This window comes from Clostridium sp. 001 (genome assembly GCF_019056555.1).
In the GTDB taxonomy this organism is placed as follows: domain Bacteria; phylum Bacillota; class Clostridia; order Clostridiales; family Clostridiaceae; genus Clostridium_B; species Clostridium_B ragsdalei.
Genome location: NZ_CP020473.1, coordinates 3928325 through 3941219 on the forward strand (window position 1 = coordinate 3928325; position 12895 = coordinate 3941219).

The window sequence follows — 12895 nt, forward strand, 5'->3', positions numbered from 1 at the left end:
TAAAGACATAGCTTTGGACTTAGCAATGTCTTTTTTTGATGGGAGGAGTTTTAAATTAAAAAGGATAAAATAACATTCTCAAGAGGCTTATATAATTTAAATAAAGATCCAAATTTTAATTATCAATTAAATCGTGTAGTCATGTGGAATGAAGGAGATATAGAAGATATTAAAAAAGTGGCAGGTAAAATTTATAATAGCAAAACCTGGAAGAAGGAATTGATTAAATTAGGGGACACTGCTATGTTAGAAGACAGAATAAAAGAAGCAATTGCCTATTATAGAATGAGTGAATTTTTTATGTATGATGGTGATCCAGATAAAAAGAAATACTATGTAAAGGCTTCTAAGCTTTTTTATGATTATTATAAAGAGTATTTTGAAGATGGAACGGTAAAAAAATATGAAGTGCCTTATGAAGAGGTTAAACTTCCAGTGATGTATGCTAAAGCTGTTGGAGTGAGGAAGGATACTATTTTGCTTCATGGTGGAAATGATTCTTATTATGAAGAATTATTTTTTGCAATGCTTTATTTAGCTGAGCATGGCTTTAATGTTTACTTATTTGAAGGACCAGGTCAAGGCGGAGTTATGAGAATACAAGGAAAACCTTTTACGTATCAGTGGGAAAAACCAGTAGGTGCAATTTTAGATTATTTGAAGCTTTGTGATGTTACGATAATGGGAGCGTCATTAGGTGGAATGTTAGCTCCTCGTGCGGCTGCTTTTGATAAAAGAATTAAAAGAGTTGTGGCATGGTCAATTTTCCCTAACTTTCTTGATGTCGTAATGGCTATGGCAAATAGAAGCCAAAAGTTATTTTTTAATATATGCATGAAATTAAAGGCAAAGGGAATTATTAACTTTGCTTTCAAAGTGGCAATGAGTAAAGATGAAATGGTAAAGTGGGGAGCAGAACATGGAATGTATGCATATGAAGCTAAAACACCCTATGATTATATTATGAAATTAAATAAATTTCAGATGATAGATGTTGGACCAAAGCTTACACAGGATGTTTTAGTTATTGGGGCTAGTAATGATCATTTTATAGATTATAAATTATTTAAAGAGGAAATGGATGCACTAACTAATGTACATTCTTTAACCTTTAGATTGTTTACAGAAAAAGAGGATGCTGCAAACCATTGTAATATGGGAAATACAAAATTGTTATTGGATACGGTTATAAATTGGATTGAGATGATGACTAATAAAGAATAAAATAGCATTAAATCTTGGGAAATTTAAAGATAATATATGGCAATAAAGGTGCCCATAAGCGAAGCCAGTATCAAATGAGAATAGAAACAGCAATTTGAATTTTTAAAATAATATGTTATAATTTGAGTGATAATGAAATTCGTTATCACTCAAATTCATGAAGGTAAATAGCGAATTTTTGGCCTAATATTTATTATAGAAAGTTATTTATATGGGGGCAATGGAATGAATCTAAGCGAAAGGGATAAACAATTATATGGCAGTAAAGTAGAAGTTATCAGAAGAAATGATGATTGTACAATTTATAAAATTAATAATTTAAATGGTGAGGCTGTTATGACAAGCTATTCTGTGTTTCCGGGTATTGAATTAATATATAATGATGTTCATACTAGGTGGTTAAACATAGATGGAGAACAACCAAAGAATGTTTTGGAAATTAATCATTGTAAGGAAGGCATAATTGAATGTAAGACAAGAAAAGGGAAGTATCTTTACATTTCAAAAGGAAACCTTGCCATAAATCAAAAACATAACATGAAAAACAGTTGTAAGTTTCCTTTAAATCATTTTCATGGAATTACTGTGGCTGTGGATCTTGATAAATCACCTAAGTGTTTATCCTGTATTCTAGAGGATGTTTCAGTTAACTTGTTAGAACTAAAAAATAAATTTTGTGAAAATAATAAGGGATTTTTAGTGATAAAAGAAAGTAAGAGTATTGAACATATTTTTTCAGAACTGTATTCAGTGTCTGAAAAAATAAGAAAAGGATATTATAAAGTAAAAGTTTTAGAATTGTTTCTTTTCTTAAGCAGTCTGGAACAAGAGGAATTAAAACAGAGCAAAAATTATTATTCAAAAAGGCAGGTAGATATCATAAAAGCAATAAAGAAATACCTTTTAATTCATCTGTCTGAAAAAATAACTTTAGATCAGTTGTCAGTGAAGTTTAAAATTCCTCTTACAACAATGAAACTTGTGTTTAAAGAAATATATGGGGACAGTATATATTCTTTTATAAAAACATATAAGATGCAGAAGGCAGCAGAACTTTTGAAATATACCGGAGAGGAAATCAATGAGATTGCAGGAAAACTTGGATATGATAATGCAAGTAAATTTTCTGAAGCGTTTAAAAAAGTTATAGGAGTAAATCCAAGTGTATATCGAAAAAATGTCCAAATGGAGTATTGACGACAAAATAGAGTAGAAAAACAATTTGAAAGGAATTACAATTTGTGTTGTAGTTAGTCAATGCTAATTATAATCCAATTTTCATATTTACAAAATATAGTTTTAAAGGAGGAGATAGTATGTTAGACGGATTATTTCAAAATACATGTAAACCAAAGGGATTAGGTGGGAAAATGATTCTCAAAATGATGAATTCAGGTCATGCTAAACTTGCTGATTGGGGACTTAAACATATAAATCTAAAAAGTACAGATTATGTGCTCGATGTTGGATGCGGTGGAGGAGCTAATATAGCCAAATTATTAGAAAGCTGTCCAAATGGTTTTGTTGCAGGTATAGATTATTCAGAAGAGAGTGTAAAGTGCAGCAGAAAAAGGAATATAAATTTTATTAAAAAAAATTGCGAGATTAAAATAGGTAATGTTAATAATATACCTTATAAAGATAAAAGCTTTGATATTGTTACTGCATTTGAAACTATATATTTCTGGCCTAATTTATGTGAAAATTTTAAAGAAGTTGAAAGAATATTGAAACCAAAAGGATGTTTTATGATATGTTGTGAAGAAGGTAATCCGGCAAATGATAAATGGTCTAAAAAAATAGAAGGCATGACAGTATATAGCATTATTCAATTAAAAAATATTTTAAAGTCAGCAGGATTTACTGTAATACAAGAAGACCAAAAACAGAATACAAGCTGGATATGCCTTGTTGGAAGAAAGAAATAAGTTATATTGTGGAAAGTGTAACAAGTGACTGATGTACGTTATTAAATAAAAGAAGAAAATTTTCGGAGATGTTTAAAAAGGTGGTGGAAGTAAATCTAAACATATATTAAAAAATGCACTCAAGTTAGCTAAAACTAACTAAAGAAAGGGGATGTAGAGGTGGAAGTTTTAAGTGAAAGTAGAGAAATTGCAGTAAAAAAAGAATCCAGTATGTCAAAGTTATTTGGATATGCTGGAAAATTTAAGTACTTGACCATAGCTTCCTGGGTTTTGTCCGCAGCAAGTGCACTTGTGGCACTGCTTCCATTTGTTTTTATATGGAAAATTATTAAAGAGGTTTTAAATGCTGCACCAAATTTCAGTGGTGCAAAAAATCTCACATATTATGGTTATATGGCAGTACTTTTTTCTGCTTTGTCCATGGCCATTTATGTAGCAGCTTTAATGTGCTCTCATGTAGCAGCATTTCGTGTTCAGGTAAATATTAGGTCAAAGACTATGCACCATATTGTTACATTACCGCTTGGATTCATGGATGGTATAGGAAGTGGAAAGATCAGAAAAATTGTAAATGAGTCTAGTGCGGCAACAGAAACTTATTTGGCACATCAATTGCCGGACCGTGCAGCTGCAATTGTAACACCGTTTGGCCTGCTTGCTATGCTTTTGGCATTTGATTGGCGTTTAGGAATTTTAAGTTTAGTACCGGTTGTAATTGCATTTTGCATTATGTCAGTAATGACTGGAAGCAGGATGCAGCAGAAAATGAAAGAGTATCAGAATTCATTGGAACAGATGTCAAATGAAGCAGTAGAATATGTACGTGGTATACCTGTAGTAAAAACCTTTGGTCAGTCTGTTTTTTCTTTCAAAAAATTTAAAACAGCTATTGATAATTATGAAAAATGGGTAATTTCTTATACCAAAGATCTGCGTATGCCAATGACATTTTACACTACAGTTATTAATGCCGTTTTTGCTGTATTAATAGCAGCAGCTTTGTTTTTTACAAGAAATGGGGTTAATAATGAATTCTTATTAAATCTTTTGTTTTACATTATTATCACACCAATTATAACAGTTACTTTAAATAAAATCATGTATTCCAGTGAGAATATGATGATTGTGGAAGATGCACTTGAGAGGATTGATAGTGTAATGGATATAAAACCATTACATGAAAGTCAGGCACCAGGGCATCCAAGAAATAACTCAATAATGCTTCGAAATGTATCATTTCACTATAAAGATGCTGATGAAGATGCACTAAAGCATGTTTCACTGAAAATTAATCCGGGTGAACATGTGGCTTTTGTAGGACCTTCCGGCAGTGGGAAAACAACTTTAGCTAATGTAATAGCTCGTTTTTGGGATGTAGATAGTGGTGAAGTTAAAATAGGTGGAGTAAATGTTAAGGATATTTCTAAAGAAGAGCTCATGAAAACTGTTTCCTTTGTATTTCAAGATAGTAAGCTTTTAAAAACTTCAATGTTTGAAAATGTCCGTCTTGCAAAACCAGATGCCGCGCGAGAAGAGGTATTAAAGGCGTTAAAAGATGCTCGGTGTGAGGATATTATAGATAAACTTACAGATGGAATGGACACCATAATTGGTACAAAAGGTAATTATCTATCTGGAGGTGAAAGCCAGCGTATTTCCATTGCAAGAGCAATGCTTAAAAATGCACCAATTCTTATACTGGATGAAGCAACTGCATTTGCTGATCCTGACAATGAATCAAAGGTACAAGCTGCGTTTTCCACTTTATCAAAAGGAAAAACAGTAATCATGATAGCACATAGATTGTCTACCGTAATAGGAGCCGACTGTATCTATGTGATAAAAGATGGAGAAATATGTGAAGCAGGAAGTCATTCTAAATTGGTACAAAAAGATGGACTATATGCACATATGTGGAAGGAATATAATAGTACTGCAAAATGGAAGGTAGGTGTTCAAAATGAGATTGATTGAAAAATTGCAGCATAAATATGCTCTTTCAGAAAAAGGCACAAGGGACATGATAAAAGCATTTGTGGCTTGTGTATTATCAAATATTGTATTAATGATGCCTGTGGGTCTTCTTTATTACTTAGTTGGAGATTTGATGCATAATAATGTGGGCTCAAAATATATGCCATTTTACGCAGTTGGAGTAGTAGTATGCCTTTTGTTAATATCCATAACAACATATTTTCAGTATAATGCAACATTTTTTACAACATATGTGGAAAGTGGAGTGAGGCGAATATCGCTTGCTGAGAAATTACGAAAACTTCCTCTTTCCTTTTTTGGAAAAAAAGATTTATCAGATTTAACTAGTACAATTATGGTGGATTGTTCTACGCTAGAAACAGCATCTTCTCATTGGATACCGGAGCTTATTGGCTCTATTATTTCAACTTTTATAATTGCAGTGTGCCTGTTTTTCTTTGATTGGCGTATGGCAATTGCAGCATTATGGGTATTGCCTGTTTCTTTTGCAATTGTCCTCTTTTCATCAAAAGTGCAGTGTACATTGGGAAAAAAGCAGATGAATGTAAAGATGGCTTGTGCAGATGGAATTCAAGAATGCTTAGAATCTGTGAGGGATTTGAAAGCAAACAATGCAGAAACAGCGTATATGAAGGAACTGGACGTGAAAATTAAAAATGTTGAGAAACGTGCAATTATTACAGAACTTGGAACTGCCGTTTTTGTTGCATCTGCGCAGATGATTTTAAAACTTGGAATTGCTACAGTTGCACTAGCTGGTGGAATATTTCTTGTAGATGGAAGCCTAGATGTTTTGACTTTCTTTATGTTTTTGCTTTTGGTATCAAGATTATATGATCCTATGCAGCTATCATTACAGAATTTAGCAGCTATCATCTCAGCCAATATTCAGTGTGAACGTATGAATGAAATTCTCGGACATGAGATGCAGACAGGATCAGAAGAACTTACAAATAAAGGATATGATATTGAATTTGATCATGTTGCGTTTGCTTATGATAATAAAGAAACTGTGTTAAAAGATGTATCCTTTACTGCTAAACAAGGAGAAGTGACAGCACTTATTGGCCCATCTGGTGGTGGAAAGACTACTGTATCTAGATTAGCAGCACGTTTTTGGGATATCAGCAGTGGGAAAATTACGGTAGGCAATATGGACATTTCAAAGATTGATCCTGAAACACTAATGTCTTTATATTCAATTGTTTTTCAAGATGTTACGTTATTTAATAATTCTATTATGGAAAATATTCGCATTGGGCGAAAAAATGCAACAGATGAAGAAGTTATACAGGCTGCAAAATTTGCACATTGTGATGAATTCGTAGGAAAGCTTCCGCAAGGCTGGAATACAATGATTGGTGAAAATGGTTCTGAACTTTCTGGTGGTGAACGACAAAGGATATCCATTGCTAGAGCATTTCTAAAGGATGCACCAATTATATTGTTAGATGAGGCAACAGCTTCACTGGATGTTGAAAATGAAACTATGATACAGGAGGCATTATCCAGGCTTATTCAAAATAAAACAGTACTTATTATTGCACATAGAATGAGAACAGTAGCAGGTGCTCACAAAATTGTAGTATTGAAGGATGGCATTGTTGCTGAACAGGGAAGACCTAGTAAATTAGTTGAAAAAGGTAAGATATATAAGCATATGACTGAAATGCAATTAAGATCTGCTTCCTGGCAATTTTAAAATATATGTGACATTTTGACTCAGTTTTATGGAGGCTGCTGAAAAAATCACTTTTATGGCAAAATTGCAGCACAAGTATGCAGCTTATAAGATGTGATTTTTGAAAAAGCAGCTCCATTTGATAATATGAATTTAATAATTTAATATAAAATCTGCAGCTTTAGCTGCACCGCCCAAGCTTTTTATTTTAGTTGAATATATTTTAAGATTTTGCTTGAAGGTGTTATCTTTAATAATTTTTGTACACATTTCTAAAAGAAATTCTTTATTGAAATTATATATACCAGGATTTAATGCACAACCTATTTCAGAGGCTTTCTCAGCATTAAAGTAGCGTTCAAAATGATTTCCAGGAAAAATAATTGCAGGTACTTCATTTTCAATGCATTGTACTGTTGTATTTTGACCGCCATGGTGAATAGCAATATCTGACATTTTTAGAACTTTGTCTGATGGAACAATATTCATAAAGTGTACATTTCCAGTATTAGAGTCCATACTACCCTTAAATTTAGGATTTCCTCCTGCTGTAACTATAACATCGAATTCTGAATCTAGGAAAGTATCTAAAATTATTTTTTGGTACATATCTGGAGTTATTGCTCCTGCACTTAAATACACATATATTAATGGACGCTTTTTTTCAAAATTAAAGTTGGATTTTATAAAATTTTTAGGTATTATTGAGCCTAGAAATATATATTTTGAGCTGTCTTTTAAATCCTCAAGATCAGGTATGCTTGGAACAAAAATTTTATTGGAATTATAGTCTTGATTAAGTTCACATATATTTTTAATAGTTTTTAAATTTAAAGTTTTTAAAAGCTCATTATAATCTTCAGCATATACTTCATCGGTTTTATTAGAAAATCCAAAATAACAGAAATCTTTTTTACCTGGAGTACCACCAGTACAAAAATATGGTATGTCCATTTTCTTTGCAACTATAGGCATCACCGTTTCAAATTCTCCGAATATTAGATCTGGCTTAAAATTTTGCACTAGTTCCATTTCTTCTTTAAAGGTATTTTGTACATATTCCTTGGAAATAAGCCCTTTAAATCTTATTACATCACATAAGCTGCTAATAGAAAATTTATGTGCGTGTGAACTTTCCTTAACAGTATTACAATTTTTTTGCTGCCATAATTTTGGTATAGGTGGCTTATATCCTTGTATAACTTTATATCCACAGGCTGCGGCATAGTCAGCTTCTCTTCCTGCAGCTCTAAATAGTATGCTGCAATCTTGCTGCTTTTTTTTAATTTCATCTGCTATAGCAATTAATCTGGTTATACTACCTAAAGCTTCAACAGAGGCTATTCCTGGTGTAAACAATATTTTTTTCAAATTAAACATCTCCTAATTAAATCTTATTTATTCCATTTATGAAAAGGTCTATAAACGTACTAATTTTACATTTTAATTCGTCAGCAGAAAGTTTTTCTCTTAAAAAGAGTTCATGAAAAAAAACAAAATTAAAAAAAGCACTATATATGAATTCTGCTGCAGATTCTGCATTAACTTTTCTGAAGTAACCTTTATTTATGCCTGAAATTATATAGTTTTCTAGAGGACCATTTAAATTTGGAGCTAATTTTTCAAGTAGAGAAATATCTGGCCTGTTTCCAGATTTATCCATAGCATAGAGATAATGAAACTCTAACATGTTTCTTTCGGTAACATTTTTATAAAAGCACATAAAATAATCTATAAGTTCATTTCGATAATTCTCACTTGCTTCTTTGGGAATTCCTAAAATTTCTACTGAAGTGAAAATTTTAGAATATATAGCTTCAATTATTTTCTTCTTATTAGGGAAAATGCAGTATATCATAGTTTCACTAATTCCAATTGCATTTGCAATATCTTTGGCGGTGAAACCATACCCCTTTTTTAACATAAGTTCTTTTCCAATGCTTACAATTTGTTCTGCTCTTTCCTCACGGCTCATCCTTGATTTTGAATTACTTTTCAATTTTATCCTCCTGTAATGTACATATTTATTACTTAGTAAGTACTTACTAAGTATAGTCCCGCTATTTTTTATTGTCAAGTAAAGAAAGTAATGATAATTTTCATTATATTAACCATTGGATCAGTTGTCGTGCTTTATGTGAAAAAAATTGTGTTAAACAGAATAATAAAGTAGAAAAGATTGGTGTGTAGTATAATATATTAAATTGCATATTATGTGGCAAAAATGAATTGATATCGAGATGGGTAGGGGTATGTAGGATATTTCTATATACCCGACGTTACCCTTTTGATTAATTATTTACTTACTATTTTCACAATAAAATTTTAGGGCCTCTCCAATAAATTTAGAGGCACCACTTTTGTGTTTCTCATCAAAGACTTTGATATACGCAGGCTTTGAATAAAGATCAGCCATAGTTCCCAAAAAGTTATCTCCCATATCTACGTTTAAAGCTTTATGCTGTTTTTTATATGTATCTGCAATTTCAGAAACAATTTGTTGAATCTCTTTTGAAGAAGGAGCTTTGCTTAAATCAGATGCAAGCTTTTCATATAGTTTCTCCAGTTTAGGTTGATAATCTTTTAAATAAAATTTTAGAGTTTCTCCAATGAATTTGCACGCACCACTGCCATATTTTTTATCGAAGTCTTCTATCCACTCAGGATTTAGTAAATAACTTTTTGACATATAGTACCAGCGATCGTTTCCATTATCACCTTTAAAAATTTCATAATCTTTTTTAGCTGTATTTGTTATTTCTTCAGCAATTTGCTGGATTTCCTTTGAAGAAGGAGCTTTGCTTAGGTTAGATACAAGCTTTTTATATAGTTCTTCTAATTTTGGGTGCTTGTTTTCCAAGCAGTCTTTTTTAAATTTATCATATTGTTCTGCTATATTCTGCATAACACTATTGTTGAGATTTTTCTTTGCAGCCTCAACATATCTTTCAATACTTCCATATTGCTTTATTGCACTTTTAGCAATTTCAGCTTCATTAGCTTTCATTGTTTCAATCATTTCATCAAATTTATCTATACTTCCCCAGTTTTTAATTACTCTATCTTTATTTTTTTTCTTGAATTCTTCTAGTACATTATAATATTCACTCATATCAAATTCTTTAAAACTCATTGTATTCGCTCCTTTTAAGGTCTTATTTATAAGCTCTATCAAACCATTTAATCTATCTCGTTTTAAAATGATTAGTTTCTTATGATTTTTTAGTGCTTCCATCTTATCGAAGTGAGGACTTGTTATGATTTCTTTAATTTCCTTTAGTGGTAAATCAAGTTCCTTAAAAAATAAAATCTGCTGCAAAGTTTCAAGAGCCTCATCGTCATAAAGCCTATAACCTGTTTCTGTCAATTTAGTTGGTTTTAATAATCCAATTTTATCGTAGTGGTGCAGCATACGCACGCTTATTCCTGTTAAATCCGAAACTTGTTTTACTGTTCTCATAACCTCACCTCAAACTTTGATTTTAGAGCTTTAATACTGCCTAACACTCTGCCAGCATGAGTTTTGTTAGTATTGTTAACCTCTGATTCTATATTACACTATGACATAATGTTAGGGTCAACACTTTTTTAAAAGAATAAAGTACAAAGTTCAAATATCAAATAAGGATAATTTTTTTCCTAACGTCAGAAAATATTAAAACTATAGATTTCCTGAGGTACGATGGAAATCATCTTTATCTGTTCTTTGTTATTTGAACTTTGTTATTTTCAAAAAGCTTTGCTTCGCAAAGTTTTTATTATATTACTCAACTTTCGCAGGACAAAAAGACTAATTTCTCCTTGATGTAACAAGGTAAAGCAGCAATAAAACTATCTATTATTGAGTCAATAACGTCCTTTGAAAGAAGAAGTTTTTCAGTTAATACATTTTTTAAAATATCTACAATAAGATTCATTACTTCACAAAATTGGATATCTTGAAGTTCATCACAGCACTGATAAAAAAATCCACCAATAGTTCTAACATCATTATTCTTACGGCTTTCTAAAGTAAGCATAATGTATCTGGTAAAAACTATAGAAGTATGTGAAACCATGGAATCATAAGAACGCCCCTGAAACTCTTTAGCAAGTTTTAGAAAAGACTTGTTCATTTTAAAGAAAACCTCTATATCCCAGCGTTTTCCGTAAATTCTTATTATCTCATTGTCATCTAAGGATATATTGGTAGAAATTAAAGCAAGCCATTTTCTACTTCTGTTTCTATCTCTTACAAATACAATTTTTGCTTTTACCTCATTACCATTTTTGTCAGAGCCAATACCTACAATAACAGAAGAAAGAATTTTTGCCTTACCACGCTTTTTTCTTAAATTAGCATAGAGATTTTTAAGGTTCAATAACTTACCGTTATAATTGTAGTAAACCCTTGGCATTGCTTTGACCATGGCAATAGTATTAAGTTTGAGTTCTAGAATCCGTATAAGAGTTTTTGGGTACGTAAACCAACTGTCAAAAAGAACGTACGATGCAGGAATAGCATATTTTGAAACTTGTTGAAGTAAACTAATCATAACCTCAGGTGACTTTAAAACAGCCTCCTTACGGAGCTTAGAACCATTGGTTCTTTTATCAATATTGTGGTTTTCAGGACAAAGTCTGTTTTTCTCCTTTTCGGAAGAAAGCAGAGTGAAAGCAAGAGGTAAAAAAGTATTGCCATCTGACCAACCAAGGGTGAGAAGGCGAAAGCCTTTAACATATTTATGTTCAACATGGTCATGAACTCTTGCAAGAAGTTCAACAGATTTGCTCCTGCACCTACTGTATAAAGAATCATCAATTACAAGTACATTAACTCTATCTTTTGAAGTAAGTGGTACGATAATATTTTTTATGATTAATGAAGAAAGTAAAAACAAAAACTTTCTCCAATTAAAGTTTGGTGAATTAAGAAATCTATATACAGTATCCTTTGAAAATTGATTATTTTTTCCAGACTCCAAGTTCCTAAATAAGTTTTTTCCAGTAAAAACAAGCATAAAAATATATTGAAATATTTTAATACATGGAAATCCTTTTTCTTTAGAAAAATTGCATTGCTTAAGTATATGTCCAATTTTGTTGTCTTTAAAAAATCTATTTATAGTAAAATTAAATTGTTTATCATTAGTATCATTTGATATAATAGTATTCATAAGAAACATTCCTTTCCTTGGTGTGGTGTTTTTTGCAATTCTATTATACCAAAAGGAATGTTTCTTTGCTTTATGTGTTTATTCTCAAGGCTTTCCCCTTAATTTTTATGTGCGAAAGTTGAGTTATATTAATTTAAGTTTTGTATGGACAAACAGTAAAAAATGTTGATAGGTGAAAAGAATATAAATTTATTGTATAATAAAAAAGTAAATATAAAAATACTAAATAGAGGTAAAGTATGTATAAAATCTTAATTGTTGAAGACGATATGGCAATTGCAAAATCAATGCAAAATTGTCTCAGTGGATGGAATTATGAAACTGAATTTATAACTGATTTCAAAGACATTACTGCAGAATTCATTAAGTTTGAGCCTCATCTTGTACTTTTGGATATATCCCTGCCATTTTTCAATGGATATCATTGGTGCAGCGAAATTCGCAGGATATCAAAGGTCCCTATTATTTTTATCTCTTCCATGTCCGATAATATGAATATCATTATGGCCGTAAATATGGGTGGTGATGATTTTATTTCCAAGCCTTTTGATTTAAATATTCTTGTGGCAAAGGTACAGGCATTATTAAGAAGGACATATTCCTTTGGCGGAAAGATGGATATAATTGAGCATAATGGTGTAGTGCTAAATTTAAGCAGTGCTGCTGTTGAATATGAAAATAATAAGATTGAACTTACAAAGAATGAGTTTAAGATACTTCAAATTTTGCTTGAGAATGTTGGTAAGGCAATTCCAAGAGATGTTATTATGACAAGGCTTTGGGAAAGTGACAGCTATATAGATGATAATACTTTAACTGTTAATGTAACCCGTCTTAGAAAAAAACTTTCAGATGCTGGCATTTATGATTTTATTAAGACAAAAAAAGGAATTGGGTATATGGTGGAATAA

Annotated in this window: 10 protein-coding genes; 6 read left to right on the top strand and 4 right to left on the bottom strand. The window is 31.3% G+C overall.

Annotated features, from left to right (window positions below; all coding sequences use genetic code 11):
• Positions 1 to 243: 243 nt before the first annotated feature.
• From B5S50_RS18485 to B5S50_RS18505, 5 genes are all read left to right on the top strand, one after another.
• Positions 244 to 1224, top strand: a complete 981-nt coding sequence (locus tag B5S50_RS18485; protein ID WP_368041488.1) for an alpha/beta hydrolase — start codon at positions 244 to 246, stop codon at positions 1222 to 1224.
• A 225-nt stretch (positions 1225 to 1449) separates the two neighbouring features.
• The gene (locus tag B5S50_RS18490; protein ID WP_217302494.1) at positions 1450 to 2421 is read left to right on the top strand and encodes an AraC family transcriptional regulator; all 972 of its coding nucleotides are present in this window, start codon (positions 1450 to 1452) and stop codon (positions 2419 to 2421) included.
• 119 nt (positions 2422 to 2540) lie between these two features.
• Complete coding sequence (locus B5S50_RS18495; RefSeq protein WP_065077313.1) at positions 2541 to 3152, top strand: class I SAM-dependent methyltransferase; 612 nt, start codon at positions 2541 to 2543, stop codon at positions 3150 to 3152.
• 210 nt (positions 3153 to 3362) lie between these two features.
• A complete protein-coding gene (locus B5S50_RS18500; RefSeq protein ID WP_065077366.1) occupies positions 3363 to 5126 on the top strand; it encodes an ABC transporter ATP-binding protein in 1764 nt (587 codons plus the stop codon).
• Positions 5119 to 6849, top strand: a complete 1731-nt coding sequence (locus B5S50_RS18505) for an ABC transporter ATP-binding protein (RefSeq protein ID WP_217303824.1) — start codon at positions 5119 to 5121, stop codon at positions 6847 to 6849. Before B5S50_RS18500 ends, B5S50_RS18505 begins: the two co-directional genes overlap by 8 nt.
• Positions 6850 to 6981: 132 nt before the next feature.
• Here B5S50_RS18505 and B5S50_RS18510 read toward each other — a convergent pair whose 3' ends face one another.
• The 4 genes from B5S50_RS18510 to B5S50_RS18525 all read right to left on the bottom strand — a co-directional run bounded on the left by B5S50_RS18510 (position 6982) and on the right by B5S50_RS18525 (position 11984).
• Positions 6982 to 8199, bottom strand: coding sequence for a nucleotide disphospho-sugar-binding domain-containing protein (locus B5S50_RS18510; RefSeq protein WP_217302495.1), 1218 nt, complete (start codon positions 8197 to 8199; stop codon positions 6982 to 6984).
• Positions 8200 to 8215: 16 nt separating this feature from the next.
• The gene (locus tag B5S50_RS18515) at positions 8216 to 8827 is read right to left on the bottom strand and encodes a TetR/AcrR family transcriptional regulator (protein ID WP_217302496.1); all 612 of its coding nucleotides are present in this window, start codon (positions 8825 to 8827) and stop codon (positions 8216 to 8218) included.
• Between the two features lie 300 nt (positions 8828 to 9127).
• Entirely contained in the window at positions 9128 to 10288 is a 1161-nt protein-coding gene (locus B5S50_RS18520) for a MerR family transcriptional regulator (RefSeq protein ID WP_217302497.1), read from the bottom strand.
• Positions 10289 to 10595: 307 nt separating this feature from the next.
• On the bottom strand, positions 10596 to 11984 hold the full coding sequence (locus tag B5S50_RS18525) for a transposase (RefSeq protein ID WP_217301860.1): 1389 nt from the start codon (positions 11982 to 11984) through the stop codon (positions 10596 to 10598).
• A 239-nt stretch (positions 11985 to 12223) separates the two neighbouring features.
• Here B5S50_RS18525 and B5S50_RS18530 point away from each other — a divergent pair, with 239 nt between their 5' ends.
• Positions 12224 to 12895, top strand: coding sequence for a response regulator transcription factor (locus B5S50_RS18530; RefSeq protein WP_217302498.1), 672 nt, complete (start codon positions 12224 to 12226; stop codon positions 12893 to 12895).